This window comes from Tumidithrix helvetica PCC 7403 (assembly GCF_965232925.1).
Classification (GTDB): domain Bacteria; phylum Cyanobacteriota; class Cyanobacteriia; order Pseudanabaenales; family Pseudanabaenaceae; genus Tumidithrix; species Tumidithrix helvetica.
In genome coordinates, this window is the sequence record NZ_CBDDRA010000001.1 from 316044 (window position 1) to 339732 (window position 23689).

General features: G+C 44.0%; 12 protein-coding genes. 9 read left to right on the top strand and 3 right to left on the bottom strand.

All coding sequences use genetic code 11. The annotated features are described in order from the left end of the window. Nucleotides 1-2: 2 nt before the first annotated feature. Nucleotides 3-782: an SDR family oxidoreductase gene (locus ACP2WE_RS01325; RefSeq protein WP_425213799.1), complete on the top strand. Its 780-nt coding sequence runs from the start codon at nt 3-5 to the stop codon at nt 780-782. Between the two features lie 89 nt (nt 783-871). Here ACP2WE_RS01325 and ACP2WE_RS01330 read toward each other — a convergent pair whose 3' ends face one another. The 3 genes from ACP2WE_RS01330 to ACP2WE_RS01340 are packed head-to-tail and all read right to left on the bottom strand — an operon-like array spanning nt 872 to nt 3315. Then, complete coding sequence (locus ACP2WE_RS01330; RefSeq protein ID WP_425213800.1) at nt 872-1696, bottom strand: sulfatase-like hydrolase/transferase; 825 nt, start codon at nt 1694-1696, stop codon at nt 872-874. Nucleotides 1697-1722: 26 nt separating this feature from the next. Further along, nucleotides 1723-2499, bottom strand: coding sequence for a tetratricopeptide repeat protein (locus ACP2WE_RS01335; RefSeq protein ID WP_425213801.1), 777 nt, complete (start codon nt 2497-2499; stop codon nt 1723-1725). A gap of 45 nt (nt 2500-2544) precedes the next feature. Next, nucleotides 2545-3315, bottom strand: a complete 771-nt coding sequence (locus ACP2WE_RS01340) for an SDR family oxidoreductase (protein WP_425213802.1) — start codon at nt 3313-3315, stop codon at nt 2545-2547. Between the two features lie 728 nt (nt 3316-4043). Between ACP2WE_RS01340 and ACP2WE_RS01345 the strand changes: the two genes are divergently transcribed. The 8 genes from ACP2WE_RS01345 to ACP2WE_RS01380 all read left to right on the top strand — a co-directional run bounded on the left by ACP2WE_RS01345 (nt 4044) and on the right by ACP2WE_RS01380 (nt 23006). Further along, complete coding sequence (locus ACP2WE_RS01345; protein WP_425213803.1) at nt 4044-10430, top strand: beta-ketoacyl synthase N-terminal-like domain-containing protein; 6387 nt, start codon at nt 4044-4046, stop codon at nt 10428-10430. Nucleotides 10431-10459: 29 nt separating this feature from the next. After that, entirely contained in the window at nt 10460-13003 is a 2544-nt protein-coding gene (locus tag ACP2WE_RS01350) for an SDR family NAD(P)-dependent oxidoreductase (protein WP_425213804.1), read from the top strand. Continuing rightward, nucleotides 12996-18005, top strand: a complete 5010-nt coding sequence (locus ACP2WE_RS01355; RefSeq protein WP_425213805.1) for a type I polyketide synthase — start codon at nt 12996-12998, stop codon at nt 18003-18005. The genes ACP2WE_RS01350 and ACP2WE_RS01355 overlap by 8 nt, the downstream gene beginning before the upstream one ends. A gap of 42 nt (nt 18006-18047) precedes the next feature. Beyond that, nucleotides 18048-18335 carry an acyl carrier protein gene (locus tag ACP2WE_RS01360; RefSeq protein WP_425213806.1) on the top strand — a complete coding sequence of 96 codons (288 nt, stop codon included), beginning with the start codon at nt 18048-18050 and terminating at the stop codon, nt 18333-18335. Between the two features lie 58 nt (nt 18336-18393). Beyond that, complete coding sequence (locus tag ACP2WE_RS01365; protein ID WP_425213807.1) at nt 18394-19986, top strand: alkaline phosphatase family protein; 1593 nt, start codon at nt 18394-18396, stop codon at nt 19984-19986. A gap of 76 nt (nt 19987-20062) precedes the next feature. Next, on the top strand, nt 20063-20590 hold the full coding sequence (cysC, locus tag ACP2WE_RS01370; protein ID WP_425213808.1) for an adenylyl-sulfate kinase: 528 nt from the start codon (nt 20063-20065) through the stop codon (nt 20588-20590). A 4-nt stretch (nt 20591-20594) separates the two neighbouring features. Continuing rightward, nucleotides 20595-21617, top strand: a complete 1023-nt coding sequence (locus ACP2WE_RS01375; protein ID WP_425213809.1) for a sulfotransferase family protein — start codon at nt 20595-20597, stop codon at nt 21615-21617. A 66-nt stretch (nt 21618-21683) separates the two neighbouring features. Beyond that, a complete protein-coding gene (locus ACP2WE_RS01380; protein WP_425213810.1) occupies nt 21684-23006 on the top strand; it encodes a hypothetical protein in 1323 nt (440 codons plus the stop codon). Nucleotides 23007-23689 lie beyond the last annotated feature (683 nt).

The following is a 23689-nucleotide window of genomic DNA, read 5'->3' on the forward strand; positions in this document are numbered from 1 at the left end:
TAATGAACAGTGAAGGTTTGTTTCGGGGAAAAGTTGCCATTGTAACTGGTGGGAGTAGTGGCATCGGTCAAGCCACCTGCATTGCTTTGGCGAATATGCAATTTCAGATTGTGGTGGTTGGAACAAATCATCAAGGTATCGATCGAACGCTTAACTATCTCAATCAGTTCCCATCTAACCGCCCTCACCAAGGATTAGCCTTAAATGTAGCGCATGAGGCAGATATGCAGATCATGGTAGAGAAGACATTAGAGAAATTTGGAAGGATCGATCTATTAATAGCGAGTGCTGGTTTAGGCAAAAAATCTGGATCTGAGCGCATCATCCCGCCATCCTCAGCAGTGCTTCCCTTGGATGAGTGGAATGAAATCCTCAACGTTAATCTTACAGGAGTGTTCTTAAGCAATCGAGCTGTATTACCAACCATGATTTCTCAAGGCTCTGGGCAGATTATTAATATAAGTTCTGCCACCAGCATACATGGTCTGCGGGGTCAGCCCTATGCTCCTGCCTACTGTGCGTCTAAGTTTGGGGTGGTGGGGTTTTCTCAGTCTTTAGCCGAGGAAGTCAGTACTTATGGAATTCGAGTACAGGTTTTGCTGCCAGGATTGGTAACAACCTCACTCGTTCCAGTAAATGCTTTTTCTCGTCGCTTTGGCGGACATTCTATCAGTGTTGCATCACTGGCTGATGCGATCGTGGGTTTAGTAAAACAGCCCATTAATGCTGTAACTGTCGATCCATGCCTGCTTCCATTTCGCGACTCGAAACCTATGACTTGACTTTGGATTGTGCTGAAACAATATTATGCTTCAAATGCTTCTCAGAGAAAACCCCATGAAATATGCTCGTTCTCCACACTTGGCTGAAGTTATGGCAGTATTCCTTCTACAAAGGGAACTTCAAAGCATTTAGAATGCATGATTGGGCCATGTCCAAAATATCCTTCCTCTCCAAATAGCTCACCATGATCTGCGGTAACAATAATGTGAGTATTCTTAGGGCATTTGTTCATTAATTCGCCAATCAACTTATCGATGTACTCCACACAAGTTATTTGTTGCTGGTGCAACCGTTGCATTTCTTCTAACTCAAAGAACGTTTTCTCATCGGGTTTATTCCCAACTAGCAAGAATTCATCCATGTTTTTAAAGACTCCATGCACTCCAGAGATGCGAGGCATATCGTCCCCCTTAAGCATGTAAGGGTAGTGGGTCTCTCCTAGGTTGAAGAAGTATAAACGTGATTGATCGTCGGGGAACTCCATTTCCTTGACCATTGTGGCAAAATCATTGTGATTTCCCATGAGCTTGTAGTCATGAAAATGCTGATTGATACTGGTGAATTGATTGAGTACGGGCATTGAGACTCTAGCGATCGTGCGATAGCCATTGTCTTGTAAGACCTTAGGTAATGACAAATATGGGATAAAGCTTTTAAACGATAAATCTGGAATGCCCAGACGATCTACCCATTTGACAAACTCTTGCTTGTACACTTCAGAAGCAAATACACCACGAGGGCTCTGATGAGGAACCATTCCCATCAGCAAAGTGTAATGAGATGGAGAAGTCCAAGAAGCATAACTATAGCGACACTCAACTTTTCCGAGCTTGTCAATATTGGGTGTAACTGCTGCTTGATAACTGTCATATCTACAGCTATCCATAACGATATATACAAGATGATTTGGCATAGATAAATAAGTAGAATGTGCTAGAACTATAACTCTTTTGATTTAGAAGTTGGGGAATAAAATTTGGGAAGCGTTTTGAAAATTTGATGAACTGATTCTAGTTCATTCAGGTGAACCAGCGATCGCGCTAATCCCAAACGCGCAAGGTACGCTTCTTGATTGAGATCTACAGCCTTTTGAAAGGCGTTTTTTGCCGAGCGATATTTTTGCTGCGCTAAGTAAATGCTTCCCAATATCACATAACTGATTAAAAAATCTGGATCCTGATGAATGGAATTATTTAATTCCAAGATAGCTTCTTCAAACCTTTCTTGCTTGTGATAGATATGGGCAATGAATACCCCAGATAGCGTCATCTTCTCATCTAATTTTAAAGCTTGACGAAAGTTTTTTTCTGCTAAATCGTACTGCATTTGCTGTGCAAATACAAAGCCAATACTTAGGTAAGCTTTAGCGGAGCTAGGATCGAGATCGAGGGTAGCTTCAAACTCTTGCAGAGCTTGATGTAGTTTACCCTGTTGCATATAAACTGTTCCAGCATACAGTACTGCTTCTGGCATGAGTGCATCCTTCTGGATAACCGTTTGGAAGCAGTCAAGTGCCTCATCGTATCTCTGCTGTAGAAGATAAATTGTGCCGATCGCTACATGGGCTTGCACAGAAGTAGAACTTACTTCTAGCATAGCTTTAAGTTCCACGATTGCTTCATCTAGACGCTTTTCTTCGGCTAGAGCATAGGCAAATTCTAGTTGGTCTACCTCACTTCCGTTTAAACGTTTAATATTGGGAACATAGTTGTCCATAAAAGTTTTTGCCGATCTCAACTAACGGTAAGTAGGCGATCGCGTTCAACCTTTACTGCGTTTTTTGCGGATTTTTAACGGTGCGATCGTTGGGTTAAGCAAGTAGGTATCTCTTGGCAATGTTAAAAGATACAGGATAAACTCTGCGACTCGTTCAGGAGGAAGGGAAACTGGAGATTTAATCGATTCTGTCCCATTTTGTTGCCATAGAGGAGTGTCTACAGCATCGGGCAAAAGCGTTTGCACCCTTACTCCGTCAGGTGCTACCTCCTCTGCGATTGATTCGGACAATCCAATAATGCCAAATTTAGAAGCACAATAAGCAGAATCAAACGCTCTTCCTTGCCGACCTGATACTGAAGAAATATTGATAATATCGCCCTGTTTTTGAGCCAGCATCGTTGGAAGGACTGCACGATTGCTTAAAAATGTTCCAGTCAGATTTGTCTGTAAAACTTTCTCCCATTCTTCGAGAGAAGTTTCTAGTGCTGTTTTAACACCACCACCACCACGTAAAATTCCAGCTGAGGCGATTAGAATATTAATGCGCCCAAAACGATCTAGCGTTTTGCTTGCCATACTACTCATATCCGTCTCGTTACAAACACTGAGTTTTAAACTCAATATATTGTCTGGATTTCCGATCGCTTTTAGTTCTTCTTCAGTAGCTTGACAATTGTCTTGATTGACATCTACTAACACGACTTTAACTTGATAACTAAATAGTAATTTGGCGCAGGCGCGACCAATACCACTACCAGCACCAGTGATAATACAGACTTTATCTTTTAAGGTAGGGTTAGCTTCAATATCCAAGGTGTAAAGTCGGCAATGGTGTACTTTGAAATAGTAAAGATTCAGTATCTTTAAAGCAATAGTAAATCACAATTATTTTAAGGTGAGGGAGCGTTTTGCTTCTGCAAAGATCACGATTGCAAAGTGACTTCGGTTACAACTTTACAGTAATTGAGGTTGTACCTTGGAATCAGTTTAGAAATGAGATTGCCACATGAATACAAGGAATCGACATAAAAGCTATATAACTTTTATATAACTCACAAGGATTGTAAATCCTCCAAAAACGCGCGAAAGTATTTAAAATATAATCCAATTTTATCTTGTAGTACGTCAGATTGTGACTTTTCATGCTTTTTCTACGGAATGCATCCACTACAGCCTCAGCCTTAAATAAACTTTAGATTTTTTGCATTAATATTAAAACTTATCTAAGAGTTTATTGGGAAGCTCAAACCTTTTCATTGACTGGGAACTATGCCTATCTTATTTTTAGGTTTGTGAACCGTGTAATTCAAGTGATGGATTTGTTTACTTCAACAGAGTGCTAGGTTAAAACTTAAGGTTTGTTGTTTTAACTGGTTGGAAGTAATATATATCCCAGATATCAAAAGTAGCCCGCTAGTAACCAAAAACGTCTAATTTCTAAAAAGCTAGGTAAGACTTATCAGCACGGATAGTCAAGCAGGCTTTTAAAAATGCGGACAGACAAAAGTTTAAGGATTTAGGTGATTTAGAGGGTATTTTTCATGCTTTCATTTGCTTGTCTTTCTATCAGTCCGATTGAACTGTTGCATCCTGGGATCGCAGTTTCAGTAATTCGAGCAGGTGGTATTGGAATTTTAGACCGTGAGTTTTGCCGCGATTGCGATTTAGAGCGAGCGAGTCAAACGCTAAGTCAGCTATTTAAATTGGTTACGCGCCCAGAAGCGATCGGTTTGCGGTTGCGAGTTGACCAAATTACTAGCAGCAAGCCGCTATTAGAACTTCTAAATCATGCCCAGCATTGGTTGATTCTGACTGGATGGCAGGGGCAATCGCTAGCTTCAATCGTTGCCTCGCTATCTGAAGCACAAACCCATAGGATCTTATTAGAAGTTACCGATGCTCAACAAGTAGCATCGGTAGATCCGCAGCATTTTCCTTTGGTTTCTGGTTTTGTTGCACGCGGTCATGAAAGTGGTGGTTGGGTTGGTGAAGATTCTGCTTTTATCCTGTTGCAAAAATTGCTTGCCATAAAAACACTTCCAATCTATGTGCAAGGTGGCATTGGGCTTCATACAGCTACGGCTTGTCGCGCCGCTGGCGCAGCAGGTGTCTTGCTAGACGATCAGTTATGGCTGATGCCAGAATCCCCCATGCCTGCTTCTTGGCAAGCATCATTGAGAAACTTAAATGGGCAAGAAGCGATCGCGATCGGGGAGAGACTGGGTGGCATCTGTCGCGTGCTCTCCCGTCCGGGGTTTCAAGCCATTGGAACTTTGCAAAAGACTGCCCAGCAGATGGAATTGCAAGCAGATGGGATTGAAATCACAGAGAGTTGGCAAGAACAAGCAGGAAAGTTAATTGGTTGGGGAGAGCCTGGAAACCTAGCTTGGCCCATAGGTCAAGCGGTTGGGCTTGCTGCGGATTTCCGCGATCGCTATCAGACCACAGGTCGATTTGTCCAAGCTTTACTCAAAACGAGCGAAGATAATCTGAGGCTTGCTCAAGACATACAACCGCTCAAAGCAGGTTCTCCTCTAGCCATTTCTCATGGCACTGAATATCCCATTGTTCAAGGTCCTATGACCCGAGTCAGCGATACAGCTGAATTTGCCAATGCCGTATCCAAAAGTGGTGGGCTACCGCTCTTAGCCTTGGCGTTAATGCGGGGAAAGGATGTTCAAACCCTGCTACAAAAAGCTAAGGAATTGATTGGCGATCGTTCTTGGGGGATCGGTATTTTAGGTTTTATCTCGCATTCCTTGAGAGAAGAACAAATTGCTGCGGTGAATGCCATAAAACCCTCCTTTGCTTTGATTGCTGGTGGTCGTCCAGACCAAGCTGCCCAATTTGAAGCTCAGGGAATTGCCACCTACATTCACGTGCCTGCACCTCGCTTATTAAAAATGTTTTTAGAGCAGGGGGCAAATCGTTTTGTCTTTGAAGGTCGCGAATGTGGTGGTCATGTTGGCCCCTTAAGTAGCTTTGTCCTCTGGGAAAGTATGATTGCGACGTTGTTGGAGGATGTGCCTACCGATAAATCATCGCAGATTCATATTTTATTTGCTGGCGGCATTCACGATGCCTGTTCTGCTGCTATGGTGAGCGCAATGGCGGCACCACTGGCAGCGCGAGGCATGAAGATTGGTGTTTTGATGGGAACTGCATACTTGTTCACCGAGGAGGCTGTGTCCTGTGGCGCGATTGTTTCAGAGTTCCAAAAGCAAGCGCTCTCTTGTACGAGTACGATGAATCTGGAAACTGGGCCAGGTCATGCCAGTCGTTGCGCGGTCACTCCTTTTGCTCGAGAGTTTTATGCTACCTATCGGCAGATGCTGGCAGCAGGTAATTCGCCAGAAGATATTAAAAACACCCTAGAGGATTTAACCCTAGGTCGTTTGAGAATTGCTTCTAAGGGACTGACCCGATCGGTTGATGGGAAAATTGTCCGTGTGGATAATGCCCAGCAACAAAAAGATGGTATGTACATGATTGGTCAGGTAGCGACTTTGCGCCATCAGGTCTGTAATATCCGCGATTTGCATCGAGATATATCTGAGAATAGTTTTCATGTCCTGACAGCAGCTTTTTCATCTGACTTAGATCGCTCTCAACCAGCACATCCTACTGATATTGCGATTGTAGGCATTGGTACCCTATTACCAAAAGCGCAAGATTCCGAAACATTCTGGGCGAATATACTCAATAAAATCGATGCCGTTACAGAAATCCCCGCTCACCGATGGGATTGGCGTCTTTATTACGATCCCGATCGCCATGCAAGAGACAAAATCTATTCTAAATGGGGCGGTTTTTTAGATGATGTTGCTTTCGATCCGCTGAAATATGGGATTCCACCTAAATCGCTCAAATTAATTGAGCCTATGCAATTACTGGCTTTAGAAGTGGTGCGACAGGCATTGATAGATGCTGGATACGAATCAGGGAACTTCGATCGCGAAAATACCTCTGTCATTTTAGGAGCTGGTGGGGGTATTGCTGATTTGGGGCAGCAGTTTGCAACTCGTTCGGAAATTCCTCGCTTTGTTGATTCTCCTTCAAGCAAGGTCTGGGATCGCTTGCCCGAGTGGACAGAAGAAACTTTTGCGGGATTGCTGCTCAATGTGATCGCTGGTCGCGTCGCCAATCGTTTCAATTTAGGTGGTTCGAATTTTACCGTCGATGCTGCTTGTGCCTCTTCTCTGGCAGCGCTGAGTCTTGCCGTACAAGAATTGGAAAGCGGTCGCAGCAATGTCGCGATCGCGGGTGGTATTGATACAGTGCAAAGTCCCTTTGCCTATTTCTGCTTTAGTAAAACCCAAGCGCTCTCACCCCGCGGAAAGTCGCGTAGTTTTGATAAATCCGCTGATGGAATCGCAATTAGCGAAGGTTTAGCGGTAGTGGTACTCAAACGTTTGGCTGATGCTGAGCGGGATGGCGATCGCATTTACGCAGTCATTAAAGCCGTATCTAGTTCTAGCGATGGTAAAGCCTTGGGCATGACTGCCCCCTTACCGGAAGGTCAAATGCGTGCCTTAAAGCGTGCCTATGCTAAAGCTGGATTTCCTCCGAATACTCTAGGTTTATACGAAGCTCATGGTACTGGTACTGCCGTTGGCGATCGAGCAGAACTAGAGACCATCACGAGTACTTTAGTCGCGAATCAGGCAGCGAGTAAGTCCTGTGCTATTGGTTCGGTTAAGACGATGATTGGGCATACCAAAGCCTCGGCAGGGATTGTGGGTTTGGTGAAGGCAACATTGGCACTACACCATAAGGTTGTGCCTCCACATATGCAGGTGGAAAATCCGCTCGATCAAATTACCGATCCTGAGAGTCCTGTTTATCTACCGAATGAGGTGCAGCCTTGGTTAGCCCATCCAGATTACCCTCGTCGCGCAGGAGTAAGTGCTTTTGGTTTTGGCGGTACTAACTTTCATGCCGTCTTAGAAGAATACCAAGGTAGCTTTGCCATGCCGCTTTTAGGCTCAGTAGATTGGCCCTGCGAGTTGTTAACCATTCGAGCTGCAGATCGTCTTGGCCTAGCCACAGAAGTTCAGCGGCTACAAGCTGATTTGTTAGCTGGAGCCAAGCCCCAATTGCGAGATTTGGCTTTTACTTTTGCCCAGCGATCGCAAGCCCAAGGACATCTAAGTGCTTGCCTAAGTGTAGTTGTCAATAGTTTGTCTCAACTAGAGGAGGCTTTAAGCATGGCAATTACTCGCTTGCTGTCCCCTAACGAGCAAACTGAACCGCTACCACCCCATATTCAAATTTCGCTCGCAGCCCAAGTAGTCGAGCAGCCTTTAGCATTTCTGTTTCCAGGTCAAGGTTCGCAATATCCGGGCATGGTTCGAGAAGTTGCGCTTTACTGTCCTGAGGTGCGTCAAGCGATCGAGTTTTCCGATCGCCATCTTCGTTCTTGTTTTCCCAAACACCTCAGTCAATATATCTATCCTCCTAGCGCTTACTCAACTGATGCCGAAAAACAGAACCAAAAACAATTGACCAATACGCAAATCGCACAGCCCGCGCTTGGAACGGTGGCAGTAGGATTTATGGATCTGGCTGCTCGTTTGGGTATAAAGCCAACGATGACAGCAGGTCACAGCTACGGTGAGTATGCCTCTTTACATTGTGCTGATGTACTCTCACGAGAAGACTTCTTGACGCTGTCGGCAATACGAGGCAGGGTGATCGCCGAAGCCTGTGAGGCTTCGGAAGGAGCAATGGCAGCAGTACAGATGTCTCGTGAAGACCTCTTGGTTCAACTACAGAAAGTTGACAATGTGGTAATTGCCAATCACAATGCTCCGTTGCAATCCGTCATTTCTGGGACAAAACAACAAGTCCAACTGGTAGTGGATAAACTGAATGCCTCAGGAGTTTTAGCCCGAATGTTGCCCGTATCAGGCGCATTTCACTCTCCTCTAGTAACTTCTGCTCAAATGGCGTTGAATGAACCGATTGCCAATACAAAGATGCAGTTGCCTAAGATTCCTGTTTACGCTAATGCCACAGCTAGCCCCTATCAAGACGATCCAGCAAAAATTCGCCAGCAGCTATCCGAACATTTGCTGAGTGCAGTCAATTTTGTCGGTCAAATTGAGAGCATGTATGCAAATGGAGCAAGAGTCTTCCTCGAACTAGGACCTAAGAGCGTGCTGACGAATCTTGTCAGTCAAATACTTGTAGGTAAAAAGTTTGCGGCTGTTTCGCTAGATGGTCAGGGTGGCGGGATGCGAGGATTTTTAATCGCTTTAGCAACGTTAACTAACCAGGGTGTTGGGATGCAGTTAACAGCGCTGTACGAAGGAAGAGATGTTAAAACCCTTGATTTATCTCGTTTAGTGGAACTTACCCAGATTGCCGCCTTGCCTAAAACTACTTGGCTAGTGACAGGTGGTAATGTCAGACTTAAAGATGCCACTGTGGGGTATACAGGGAAAGAGCCACCTCTTACATTGGAAACTTTAGTCTTGGAAAATTCATTATTAGCAGATGGATCTACGCAACCCAAACTCGATCACTCTGACTTAAGACCGCCATTAACTGATTCTAAAATATCCATTCCATCTATTCCTAGTAAACCCAAAGTTGATGTACCTGTTGAGATTTCTGTCCAATCAGCTACTACAAACGCGATTTCCAATGGCAATGGGAAGCATAATGCACTTACCAACGGTACAATTCAAAAATCTCCTGTTCTTAATTCCTTCAAAACCCCTGAATCAACAACTGCTCGATCAACAACTGTATCTATGTCTAAAACTCCTCTCCCACCAAACTCATCAAATCTGCCAGAAATTACTGGTTTGCCAGCAACCGAGGCAACTGCCTTAATTGCCTATAATTCTTACCAAGAGACAATGCGGCAGTTTTTGTCATTGCAAGAGCAAGTAATGGGGCAGTTTTTGGGTTATGTCCAAGCTAGTCAGGGACATGCATCCTTGAGAGCATTGCCAACAACTGACATTGCAGGAGCAGCAACCCATACGAATGGCTATACTCCACAAAATCACAATCCGCAAAGCCACAATCAAGTATATCCCCCCCAGCCAGCGCTTCCAACCGTTGATATTCCTAAGGCAATGAAGATGGGCTCAGAGGAGTATACATGGACGGCTCCCTCCTCGCCCGAACAAGTACCGACTCAATCAATTCCTGCAATCGTTCCACTTCCCCAGATCCCTCAGCAAGTTCAGCCCCTTGCACCCATTAGCGTTGCAACTGCTCATATCCATCAAACGTCGCCTCAAGTGGTAACTACTGCATCAACTGTTGCCTTTGCCAGTCAAGCTGAACTCATTCAAAAGTTGCTAGAATTAGTCAGCGATCGCACGGGTTATCCATCAGAAATGCTGGGATTGGATCAGGATTTGGAAGCTGATTTAGGGATTGACTCCATTAAACGTGTAGAAATCCTCGGGGCGCTACAAAAGATCTTGCCACAACCTCTTGCAGCTAATGTTCAAGAGCAAATGGAGAGCTTGACACGCGTTAAATCGCTGAATGGAATAGTCGAGAAACTGGTGCAAAGCTCATCAGTAGTAACCTCTGCACCAGTTGCCGCTATTTCTGTTGCACCCACATCTGTCACACCATCTATAGAAACAAGCGTAAAGCCGACCGCTTTCGATCGGACAGCCTTAATTCAAACATTGGTCAATCTAGTCAGCGATCGCACGGGTTATCCATCAGAAATGCTGGGATTGGATCAGGATTTGGAAGCCGATCTAGGGATTGACTCCATTAAACGCGTAGAAATCCTCGGGGCGTTACAAAAGATCTTACCGCAACCTCTGGCAGATGCCTTACAACAACAAATGGAGAGCCTAACGCGGGTGAAATCATTAAATGCCCTAGTAGAACAGGTACTCGCATTTTCTAATGGCTTTGCCAAGGAACCGATTCATCTGGGAAAGTCCTAACTGAGAGCGAGTCAATCCCTCGTTATGTAATGCAGGCTGAGGCGGAAGCCTTACCCCTTCAAGAAATATCTTCCTTAAGTGGTTTCATCCTAATTACAGAAGACTCTCTCTCGGTTGCTCCCATTGTTGTTCAAGCTTTGCAGCAAAAAGGAGCCTCCACCGCTATCCTTGCTAGGTCAACACTGCAAAATCCGTCAACCTTGATAGAGGCTGTAACTTTACTGCGTCAACAGTACGGTTCTGTAACTGGTATTGTTCACCTTGCTGCCTTGGATGATTTGACAGAGGTACAGACGATTGATGATTGGCGGCAAGCCACACAGATACATGCTAAGAGTTTGTTCCAACTACTGCATTTTTGCGCCACTGACTTACAGCAAGCCGGACAGCAACAGATTGGTAGAGTGATAGCTACTTCTTGTCTTGGTGGCTATTTTGGCAGATCGATCGATCGCCTATCCTCCATCGGGTTGCCAACAACGGGTGCAAGTAATGGTTTGTTAAAAACCTTCATGGCAGAATGTGAGGGTCTGCAAACAAAGGCTGTTGATTTCGATCGCCGTCTTTCTGCCCCAGAGATCGCCGAACGGGTCATCCAAGAATTTCTAGTGAAAGGTCGCTCAGAAGTCGGTTACCCTCAAGGTGAACGAAAAATCTTCCGCACAGTTCCAGCCCCTTTTGCTTCTACACATGATGCTTCTAATTGGGTGCCAACATCTGATGCTGTCGTGTTAGCAACTGGAGGGGCGCGAGGAATTACGGCTGAAATTGTTGCCGAACTTGCTGCTTACGGATTGACCTTAATTGTGACAGGGCTATCTCCCCTGCCAGTAACAGAATCAGCAGCAACCTTAGGAATCACCTCAGAACCAATGCTACGTCAGATGCTGATCGGTCAAGCTCTTAAGGAAGGGACAACGCCTACACCCGTTCAGATTGAACGGCAACTTAAAGCATTATTGAGAGATCGCACGATTCGCCAGAACTTAGAGAGATTCCGCAATTTGGGAGCTAGGGTCGAGCGTTTTACTCGCCAGAATTTAGAAAGATTCCAAGATTTGGGAGCCAAGGTAGAGTATTTATCTGCTGATGTTAGAGACGATCGAACCTTTGGTGACTTAATTGATGGTATATACGCTCGCTATGGTCGCCTAGATGCGGTCATTCACGGCGCGGGTATTATTGAAGACAAGTTAATTTCTGATAAATCTGCGGAGTCCTTCGATCGCGTCTTTGACACAAAAGCAGATAGTGCTTTTATTCTCAGTCGCCACCTGCGATCGGAATCCCTCAAGTTGCTCGTTTTCTTTACCTCTGTTGCAGGACGCTATGGCAATCGCGGACAGTCAGACTATGCAGCTGCCAATGAAGTGGTCAATCGCTTGGCATGGAAGTTAAACCATCAGTGGTCAGAGGCTCGAGTCCTAGCGATTAACTGGGGGCCTTGGGACACGACTGGCATGGCATCAGAGGATGTCAAACGCCAGTTTCGTGATCGCGGGATTATTCCGATTCCCTTGGATGCAGGTCAAAAATTTTTTGCCGATGAATTACAGTGGGGCAAAAAATCTGAAGTTGAGGTGATTGCTGGTGAGGGGCCTTGGGAAGCTTATGAAGCACAACAAGCTCAGAAACAGGATTTTGTAGAGAATCCTGCGATCGCTTCGGCTGAGGTCTCACCGCCAACCAAGTTCGTTTTCTTGCCTCAGCAACCTCAGCTGCAAGCGAATGGCACGCTCACTTTGGACTATACGTTATCTGTTGGCAACGACCCATACCTAAAAGATCATTGTCTAGATGGCAAACCTGTTATGCCTGCAACAGGAGCATTAGAGTGGATAGCTGAATTTGTTCAAGCCGGCTGGCCAGAATGGAAAGTTGCGCAAGTGAAAGATCTGCGAGTATTTCGTGGCTTAGTCATAGAGACATCCGCAGGACGCAACATTCGCTTTAAAGCGCGAGCTGCCAGCCATGCTGATGCCGAATCTATGCAAGTCAGTGCAGAAATTATTGACCCAGACAATAATCTGCCCTTTTACCGTGCCACGGTCGTCCTCCAACCAACCCTAGAAATGCCTCCTCAAACGCACATGCAGCGTTTAAGTACTAGTTCTCTCAAGCATCTCGATCCAAATTTTGCTTACAGTAATTATCTGTTTCACGGTCATGAGTTCCAATTGGTGCAAGCCATTGACTGCGCCAAAGAGGAAGGAATTGATGCTCGAGTAATACCCAGCCGAATCGATCGCTGGAGACCCCAAGCAACTAACCAATCACACTGGTTGTTCGATCCCGGGATGCTCGATACAGCTCCACAGATGGCGATCGTTTGGGCAAGACTGCATCGAGATACAACCGCTCTGCCCTCGCGTTTCGGTATCGTAACTCGCTATGCATCTGCTAAGCCCCATCCATCCTTGAGATTAGCTTTACGAGTTACCCAAGTCAGCGACCATAGCCTGACATACGATGCAGATTTTTTTGATGAAATGGGAAATATCTATCTGCAAATGCAACAGATTGAGAGTACTTGTAATTCTGCCCTAAATCGCTTAGCTACCCCTCATGAATAAAGCTTCTTCCTCTCTTTCTACTGATATTGCCATTGTTGGGATGGCAGCTCTATTCCCAGGTGCAAGGGATCTGGAAACTTACTGGCAAAATATTCTGAATAAAGTGAATGCCGTTCAGGATGCTCCCGATGATTGGGCTCTACCGTACTACGATCCTGACGCTAATACGAACGATCGCATCTATACGCGTAAAGGTGGTTTTTTGGGCGAACTAGCCGAATTTAACCCCGTCGAGTTTGGGATTATGCCGAACTCCGTAGATGGTGGCGAACCCGATCACTTTTTAGCGTTAAAGGTAGCTTCGGAAGCGCTAAAAGATTCTGGCTATGCAGACCGCCCTTTTAACCGTGAGAAAGCAGGAATTATTCTAGGGCGAGGAACTTATATTAACAGGGCTTACAGCACGCTGCTACAACACGGTCAGATTGTTGACCAAACAATGGATTTGCTAACACAAATCAATCCAAGTTTGCCCCCTGAAACGCTACGAGAAATTCGGAAACAGTTGAAAGCCAGTTTGCCACCCTTTACCACAGAAATGGCTCCTGGATTAGTCCCTAATGTACTAACGGGAAGAATCGCCAATCGCCTCGATCTGATGGGTCCAAACTATATTGTTGATGCTGCTTGCGCTTCTTCTTTGATTGCTACGCAATTGGCAATTCAAGAACTCACGAGCGGACGGTGCGATTTAGTTTTAACTGGAGGCGTACATGCCTCTACACCGCCCCAAATTTATATGATTTTTAACCAGCTAGGCGCTTTAAGTCGCGATCGCATCGCTCCGTTTAGCGATTCTGCGGGAGGAACTCTACTTGGTGCTGGCTTGGGGATTATCGTTTTAAAGCGCTTAGCGGATGCCGAACGAGATGGAGATCGCATCTATGCCTTAATCAAAGGTGTGGGGACTTCCAGTGATGGCAAAGCTCTAGGGTTACTCGCTCCTCGGATTGAAGGTGAGGTTTTGGCATTACAGCGCGCTTACTCAGAAAGTCGCGTCGATCCAGAAACGGTTGAATTAATCGAGGCTCACGGTACTGGCATTCCTTTAGGCGATCGCACAGAGGTGCAGTCTCTTACCCAAATGTTTGGACAAAGGCTGGGCGATCTTCCCACCTGTGCGTTGGGTTCGGTGAAGTCCATGATCGGTCATTGCCTCCCTGCTGCTGGAGCCGCTAGTTTGATCAAAGCCACCCTGTCTCTCTATCACAAGGTCTTACCACCGACCCTATGCGATCGGGTAAATCCAGCCCTAGAGCTAGAAAAAACACCTTTTTATATCAATACAGAAGCTCGACCTTGGATTCATAGCAACGCACAGATACCTCGACGAGCGGGCGTGAATGCCTTTGGCTTTGGTGGTATTAACGCTCACGCTGTTTTAGAGGAATACAGACCACAGCTTCAGCAAGATAGCCAACTGCGGCTGCACCAATTGCCCACAGAATTGCTGATTTTTTCTAGTGATTCATGGCAAGATTTGCTCGCAAACATCCAAACTGTTCGTGAATTATTGCAGATTTCTCCACAAACGTCCTTGGCTAACCTCGCTTATACCTTGAGCAAGCAGCCATTGGGGAGTGATCGTCTAGCAATCGTAGCTAAAGACGTTCCTGATTTACAAGCGAAGCTCAATCAGGTTATTGACAAGTGGCAACAAAACTCCCCACCCAAGCGCCTACAAACTCGCAATGGCATTTACTACGATCGCTTTAGCGCAAAATCTTCCCAAAAAACAGCTTTTCTATTTCCTGGGGAAGGTTCTCAATATCAAAACATGCTGGCTGATTTATGCCTCTATTTCCCACAAGTGCGAGCTTGGTTTGATTTCTTAGATGCCACGCTTACAAAGCGACGCTCTTCTCCCCCCAGCCAAATTATTTTCCCTCCTCCTAACAGCATATCGATAGAAACACAGCATTCCGTCGATCGGCAACTCTTCAACATGGATGTTGGCTCGGAGTCCGTGTTTACTGCCAGTATGGCACTGTATGAATTATTACAAGACTTTGGGATTCAGTGTGATTTGATGGTGGGTCACAGCACTGGAGAAAATGCTGCCTTGATTGCTTCTGGAACGATGCGATTGACAGACAAAGAAGAGTTAATGAGTAAAATTCGCCATCTCAATCAAATTTATTTGAATTTAGAGATGGAAAATAGCATTCCCAAAGGAGAGCTTGTGGCAGTTGGGGGGATCGCATTGGATGCGATTAACCAGTTGCTAATTGAGTTTGAGGGTCGCATTCACCTAGCAATGGACAACTGTCCCAATCAATTCATTCTGTTTGGAAGTCCTGAGGATCTAGCCACAGTTACGCAACAACTCAAAGTCATGGGAGGGATTTGTAGCCGATTGCCTTTTGACCGCGCCTATCACACCGCTTTGTTTGCCCCCGTAGGAGTTGCTTTCCGCGCTTTCTATAATGCTCTAGATGTTGGCGTGGGTCATACTCCACTCTATAGCTGTGCCACTTGTGCCCCGTTTCCTTCAGTGGCTGAAGATATTCGCACGCTAGCTACCCAGCAGTGGTCAAGTCAGGTACGATTCCGCGAAACTGTTCTCCGTCTCTATGAAGAAGTGGGGATCAATACTTTTATTGAAATTGGACCTAGTAGCAATTTAACCTCCTTTATTACCGATATTCTTGCGGGCAAAGAGCACTTAGCGATCGCCAGTAATATTCAAAAAAGAACTGGATTAGAACAACTTCAACACCTCTTAGGGCGTCTCCTGGTCAAAGGTCATTCCGTTGATTTTAGCCCCCTATATCACCCTCGAGATCTCAAAATTATCGATCTCAGCGTTTCAGCCACAGGTGTAAAACCAAAGCCTCAACCTGTTTTGCCGTTAAATATGCCAATTATGCGGCTCTCGTCTGATTTTTCAATCGATCGAATGCAGTCTTTACCAGTACCTTTAGTTCCTACAGATCCATCTTTAAACGAACCAAGTTTAAGCGAAATTTCCCTGTCAGCCTCTAAAACACTAGCTGAAAAAAGCTTTCAACTGCCGTCCAGCCAGAATTCTCATCCCTCATCCCCGATTGAACCATCTCCCATAGCTGACCAGAAACCATTAGCTCAACAACCATCAGTTCAACAACCATCAGCCCAACTACCGTTAACCAATGCTAGCAATGATGCTAGAGTTTCTTTAATGGTAGGGCACTTCCAAATTATGGAAGAGTTTCTTGCGAACCAAGGCAAAGTAACAAGGGCAGTTTACTCCCATCTTGCTGATATTCATCTAAATTCGAATAATCCTGCTGAATTAACACCTGCTGTCAATCCCCCCACATTTGCCGAGTCTTGGCCGCTATTGGGCAAAATTTTAGAGCGAGATGAGCAGCATCTCTCCTGCGAACGGCAATTCAACATGGGTCAAGACTTGTTCCTCCACGATCACACCATTGGTGGCGTTCCTTCTCAAAGGCGCCCAGAATTATTATCGTTACCCGTAATTCCGTTTACAGTTAGCATGGAGATTTTGGCGGAAGCTGCTGACTGTTTGCTAGGAGGAAACAGCGTTGTTACTGGCATGTCCGATCTGCGGGGCTATCGCTGGCTATCGCTAGACACGGGAACCCTCACGTTGAGAATCTCCGCTATCCTACAACGCCAGAGCGATCCTGAAATTTTTGAAGTACAGGTACGCTTATTTCAACTAAGTACGAGCAATTCCAACCAGTACCATTTAGTCTTTGAGGGCACAGTTACCTTAGCCTCTCAGTTTGCTATGCCTCCCGATCCCATGCACTTCGCTTTAACACAACCTGCAGGCTCCCGTTGGAAAGACAGTGAGTTATACAGTACAGGTATGTTTCACGGTCCCATGTTTCAAGGAGTCAAGCATATTCGTCGTTGGGGGCAGGAAGGAATTGAAGCTGATTTGCAAGTCATCCCTATTGATAACTTTTTCAGCACAATTGCACGACCAGTATTCCAAACAGATGCGGGTCTGCTCGATGCTGGCGGACAACTTTTAGGTTACTGGGTATCCGAGCAGTTTGGCAGTAATTTCAATGTATTTCCTTTTCAAGTGAAGGCTTTTTACCAATACACCCAACCTTTAGCACCTGGGAGTATGGTATGTTGTCGCGGTCTGATAAAATTTAACGAAGAGCGACAAGCGATCGCCCACTTTGATTTTCTTGACGACTTTGGTCATGTCGTTGCGCGTCTTGAAGGTTGGCAAGATCGATGTTTTAGCGTTCCCGACCATTTCTACCAATGCCGCTTGCAGCCTCAAACTGCTTACCTATCAGAGCCTTGGTTGCAAACCGAGACTCAACTCATTACCCGTCGCATTTCTCCTTTCCCAGAAGGATTTCTAAGTGATTCTTGGGGGATATGGCAACGCGTGTTAGCTCATTTGGTATTAAGCCAAAATGAGCGAGATATCTGGTATAGCCTTCCTGAAAAGGGCTATCGACGCACAGATTGGCTACTAGGTCGCATTGCTGCCAAAGATGCTGTCCGTCAGTGGGCGCAGACCCTAAATCTGCAACTTGCTCCTGCTGACATTGAAATTGGGTCTACTCAACTAGGTCAGCCGATCGTTATCTGTCCCGAACTGGCAACACTCGGCTTAGTTCCTCCAGTTTCAATTAGTCACAGTCAACAGCATATTGTTGCAGGTCTATCTCCACCAGGAACCTTGCTTGGTGTAGACTTGCAACGATTAGAACGACTCAATGCCGATGATTTGCTCTTAACTGCCATGACCGATCGCGAGATCGAATGGCTAAAACAACTCCCTCTCTTAGAAAGACAAGTCGCTATCGTCGAGTTTTGGTGTGCTAAAGAATCTGCTGCCAAGGCTTTAGGCAAGGGACTGGGTGGTAATTCCAGAAGCTGGGAAGTTTGCATTGATTTCCAAGGTCAGAGAGAAGTCAAAGTTCTTCACGCGCGTGAAGTTCTACTCGTCAAACTTTGGCGATTTGAGGAGGAGGTTTTGGCAATTTGTCAGCATTCTCAATCCGTGCGTTTACCTGAATAATTTGGTTTTCTAGATTAATTAATAAAGATAAGAGGTTTCATTATGAGTCAACAAACTTTAGCTAAAGCAGAGATTGAGGCTAAAATCATCGAAGTCCTTGAAGAAATGACTGTAGATTGGGACTTAGATTTAAAGATTGGATCGGACACTCGGCTCATTGAAGACTTGATGTTTGAGTCAATTGATATTGTTCGCTTTGTTGTGGCACTCGAACAAGCTCTGAACGTTAAGGGGCTTCCATTTGAAAAGCTATTTATGCATGACGGTGATTATGTAGAAGAAATTCTAGTCAGTCAAGCTGTGGAATTCTTGGAGAACAACCTATCCTAGTCCAGTTAACTTTCTTCAAACAGTCATTGCAACTTACAACCATTTAAATAAATTCGCTATGAGCAAAGTTTTAATGATTGGGTTAGATGGGGCTACTTTTGCTCTACTAAAGCCCTTAATGGAAGATGGAGTCATGCCTTTCTTGAAACAGTTTGTTTCTGAAGGTGTCTATGGCGATTTGATGTCCACCCAAAACCCACTGACGCCGCCTGCTTGGATTTCGATGGTTACAGGACGTAGTCCTGAAGCTCACGGGATTTATGATTTTCTGCGCCCAGAAAAAAATGGCGATCAAGTATTTCTCAAGGTCAATGATTCGCGAGATATTCGCTGCGAAACTGTCTGGTCAATGGTCAGTCGTCAAGGCAAACGGGCGACTTGTATGAATTTTTACGGGATGTCACCTCCTGTCCCCATCGATGGTTATCTTATTTCTGGGTTTATTCCTTGGAAGCACTTGCGGAGTTCTACCTATCCTGAATCGTTGTTTGATGCTCTCAAAAACAAGCCCGACTTTAACTACAAACAGTTGGGTATGGATATTGGTGAGGAAAAGAAGTGCATTCAGGGTATAGACCAAGGGGACTATGAGCCTTGGATCGAATTGCAGTCAGAACGCGATCGCGCTTGGACGGCAGTACTCACTGACTTAATGAAAACTGATCCAACAGACCTCACTGCTGTTGTATTTGATGGTACTGATAAGCTTCAGCATTTGTTTTGGCGCTATTTGGTTCCAGAACTTGTTGACCCTAACCCCAGTGATTGGGATGCACACATTCGGGAAATGTGTTTGTCTTACTACCGAGAACTAGACGATGCGATCGAAACTTTAGTCAAGCTATCGGGGCCAGACTGTAATGTGATTATGACCTCCGATCACGGTTTTGGTGCTACCACTGAAGTCGTTTATATGAATGAATGGTTGTCACAGAATGGTTACTTGAAGTGGGCAAATGATACTGAGACCGATAGCACTTGGAAATTAACTGCCGATCGGATTAAAGATCACACGTTAATGATCGATTGGGAGGAAACGCTTGCCTACGCACTCACACCCAGCAGCAATGCTATTTATGTCAAGATGGATAATGGCTCGGGGAAAGGCGTGAAACCAGAAGAATACACTAGTTTTTGCCATCAGCTTAAACAACAGTTGCTTGACTACCGCAACCCATCTGACGGCGGTCAAATTTTTATAGGCGCAGACCTAAACACAGACAAAATTGAGGGCAAACCAACTTTCGCCTATGCCCCTGATATCACTGTGAGATTGCGCGATTATGGATTTATTTCCATCGTGCGATCGGGAGAAGTTGTTAAACCCAGACTAAAACCTGATGGCACTCACCGTCCCAATGGTATTTTTATTGGTCGCGGTCCAGATATTAAGTCAGACGAGACACTAGAGCCACTATCAATTCTAGATATTACCCCTTTGATCATGTACTTCCTAGATTTACCCATCCCCGAAGATATGGAAGGTCGAGTTCCCACGGAAATTCTCCGTTCTGAATCCCTAGTTGCTCAGCCCATAAAACATGGTGCAGCAACTGAAGTAACTCAGACTAGCCAAGTTCAGGAAGAAGTTTCCAACGAAGAAAAAGAAGCGCTAATGGCTCAATTAAAGCTCTTGGGCTATATGGATTAGTATGTTTGACAATGAGAAAGCAAACATATTCAATGCGCCGACTATTTACAGTTAATGTTTATTCGTATTTTGAGTTATGAAAAGCAAGGGTTTAATCGTTTGGCTAACTGGACTCAGCGGTGCTGGTAAAAGTACGATTGCGAAAGAGTTAGAAGCTAACCTGAGGCAATACAATCGTTTGGTAGAAGTTCTTGATGGTGATGTAGTTAGAACTAATCTTTCTAAAGGGTTAGGTTTTAGTAGAGAAGACCGCGAAACGAATATTCGTCGCATTGGTTTTGTCGCAAATCTTCTCAGCCGCAATGGTGTAATTGTCATCGTAGCTGCTATTAGTCCCTATAGAAATACAAGGGATGAACTTAAGAAAACCACCCATAACTTTATTGAGGTTTATGTAAGCACCCCCCTAGCTGTTTGCGAAACTAGAGATGTCAAAGGTCTATACAATAAAGCTAGAAAAGGAGAGCTGAAAGCTTTTACTGGTATTGACGATCCATACGAAGAACCTCTGAATCCTGACGTTATTTGTAATACCGTGGAAGAGCAAGTCGATGAAAGTGTAAGTAAATTGATGACTGAACTCAATCGATTAGGGCATCTCTAATCGGTTGAATTGGCTTCCAATCCAAAGATCATCTCTTTTAATTGTCCTAATTTTAAGGCCATTTTGTAATTTCACGCTTGCATTTACTTTCACGACAACTGCTAAACATCTGTCTACTAAATCGGTTCCTCAACCTATCTTTATTCTTGGAGGGTCTCATTCCTTCACTTCTCTAATTGGCACGATCTTGGGTCAACACCCTGAGACCTATGGAGTGCCAGAGCTTAGCCTATTTGTTGCTGACACTTTAGAACAAGTGACGAAAAAATTTACAGATGTACTGTATTTTCAAATCCACGGCTTATTACGTACCATTGCCCAAATTTATACTGGAGAGCAAACTATTCTATCTATTGATACGGCAAAGCGCTGGCTGCTTACGCACTATCATTGGACAACTGCAGAAATTTATAGCGAATTATGTCGTAAAGTCGCGCCCTTGCGAATTGTCGATCATAGCCGTAGTTATTCAAGCAACCCAGAGGTTTTAGGGCGTATCCGCCTTGCTTTTCCAGAAGCTCATTACCTGCATGTTGTTCGCCATCCTCGAAGCCAGGGAGAGGCTCTAGTTAATGATGAGCATGGTAATACAATTGCAGTAGCCAATAACTTTGTTGATTACTCCACCAATCCTCCTACCCTAGAACCTCAAATTGGCTGGTATAGAGTGCAAAGAACAATTTTAGATTTTCTAAATACAATTCCTGAAACTCATCAAATGCAAGTGCGTAGCGAAGATGTTTTGAACGAACCATTGCTTTCTTGGCAAAAAATTTGTTGCTGGCTGAATCTTGATTGGGATGAATCCATGTTGGATATAATCTTACATCCTGAAAATTCTCCCTATGCAAGTTTCGGTCCTTTTAGCGCTCATTTGGGAAACGAAGCAGAGTTTCTCCGATCGCCAACTATTCCCAATGCTCCTATAGAATTCAATAAGCTAGAGGGACCTTTATCTTGGCGATTTGATGGTAAAGGTTTTCTGCCTCATGTTATTCATTTAGCACAAGAATTGGGTTATGACTAAGAGATATAGCTTTTTCGTAGAATCTAAAACATCACCAATCAAACTTAGCTTATTTTCAAAAATCTAATGTATCAGCCTTTAGAAAATAGATTTCGTCCAGATTTAGTAGTTACACGCCATACTAAAAAACAGGGCAATGACATTTTCTATTTGGTTAAAGATCCCATCTCTAGAGAGATTTATAAATTTAAGGAAGAAGATTATTTTTTATGTGCATTGATGAATGGGCAGCTAAGCATCGAAGACATAATAGCTGCCTTTAATGAGAAATTTTCAACTACACTTTCACAAGAAAATTTCAATGAATTTTCCAAGCAAATTTCTAATTGCAAATTACTAGAGAGACTTGAAACTCAAAGTCTATCTATTGAAACAGAAAACCTCAGCACACAAGATCAAAATGCTGCTTTAATTAATAGATTGACCGAATTTAGAGAAATAGAAGAGAAGCGACCAAAACCCTTACCCAAAGACAAATCTAATCATAGCCATCAAGGTTATGAAGGGCACTTTTTTTGGCTTCTTCCCCAATCTGAATTTGTATTTTCTGTATTAGCATTTCCTTTTAAGCCTTTTGGATTACTTTTTAAGCTACTAACTTGGGCAATGATTCTGGGATTCCCTATTGCTTGCCTAATTTTGTGCTATCGCCATACTGAGTTTTTACAGGATCTGCTACTTCGCGTTCAGCCCTTACCTTACCTAGCAGTTTTTGTATTTAATTTGCTAATGGTATCATTCCCAGCCAAAGTTGTTCAGGGAATCGTTGCTACTAATTTTGGCGTAACCATAAAAAAGTTTGGGATGGTTACAATTGCTGGGTTTTTCCCTCGCTTTTCTATTGACAGAACAGAAATCTGGAAGCTCGATCGCTCTGCACTACTGTGGACTTTATCTATGCCTTTAGTTGTTAGAGTTGTGTTGTTTGTTTTTGGAATGTTTATTTGGTACAGCACCCGTACGACAGGAACTCAATTAAGTGTTTATGCAAATTTACTAGCTGTAACGAGTTTGATAGACTTTATATTGGATGGCTTGCCTTTTTGGCCTGCTGATGGCTACGTCTGGATGATTGCCTATTTTCGTGTGCCAGAGCTATTTGGACGTTCTTCATTGGTTTGGGATATGACATTTCGCCGTCGCCCTTTACCCAAAAATTTATCTAGAAAAGAAAGACTAGCTCTCCAAGCATTTGGAGCACTTGGGCTTGTTCTTTTTGCCTTGCTACTGATCGTAATTATGTTCTCAATGTCAAAAGGACTTGCCACCGATTTTGCTACTCAAATCTTAGGTCGAGCTGCCGCTCCTCTGTTGTTTTGTGTTATGGCAATTGCTGCTTTATCTCAATTTTTATCTTTCTGGTTAAATAAAGGCTCTAAAAACAAGTAAATATTGTTTGTTCGATTATTCTGGGCAATGCAATGCCATCTCTATTTAAAAATAACCTGCAATCGAATCTAGGACAGAATCAGTAATTGATGTAAGCGATCGCTTTATAAAAATGGGCAATAACATAGAAGACTACTTTTGAATCCCCACGGGATAAAGGCTTTGGCTAACTAGCAATAACTTCCATGAAAGAGATGTCTACCAGCATGACTTTAACCGTTAATCTAAGTTAATATCTTGTACTTAAAATGTCTAATGTCACACCTAAAAAATACAATACTTTTTCTAACCATAACTGCAAAATGTGCGATAGAGTAATTTTATGGCTTACACATCAGCAAACTAACTGTGCGAGGTTTAACAGTAAAAAGAACAAGCTTTGTCTTGTTCCCATACATATAAAACCCTGAAATAATCAGGTTGATAAAATCTCTTAAACTGAAGAATTGCTTCCATTGTAGATACGAAACATCTGTTGCTCCTCTTAAATAAGTCGTAGCCACTTGGAATAAATGCAAAGCCACTCACACTGCAATTGTGGTAAATCGCCAATAGTAAATACAGAAAAGTTTTTTCAGAAAAATAAAACCAAGTTGCTCTGAAAACACATATATTTTTGGTTGCTAAAAATTAGCATGGACAATTGGTGTGAAATATAATGTCACTTTTAACAATTCAAAGTA